At 56.1% G+C, this 305-nt stretch carries 1 protein-coding gene; it reads right to left on the reverse strand.

Annotated elements, in window-relative coordinates; translation table 11 throughout:
• Positions 1–285, reverse strand: a 285-nt coding sequence (locus ACLIIZ_RS21155; protein WP_416695696.1) for a transposase, incomplete at its 3' end; no start/stop codon positions are given.
• Positions 286–305 lie beyond the last annotated feature (20 nt).

Here is a 305-nt window from a genome sequence, read left to right on the forward strand (position 1 = left end):
GCAGAAAAAACGCTCAACCAGATTTCGTGCTTTATAGCGATGCCAATCGACGGTGCGAGGCGTTTTGCGGTTGCTCCGTGGCGGAATGATGGCTTGGGCGCCTGTTTCTTCAATGATCTGAACCAAGTCGTCGCTATCGTAGCCCTTGTCCGCTATCACCGCACCGGCGTTGATCCGTTCAATTAATGCCGCGCCTTGCGTGATATCAGCCACTTGTCCTGCGGTCAGGATCAGACGGATCGGATTACCCAGTGCATCCACGCAAGCGTGAATCTTGGTCGTCAGCCCGCCGCGGCTTCGCCCAA

Source organism: Azonexus caeni, assembly GCF_048146105.1.
Lineage (GTDB): Bacteria > Pseudomonadota > Gammaproteobacteria > Burkholderiales > Rhodocyclaceae > Azonexus > Azonexus aromaticus_B.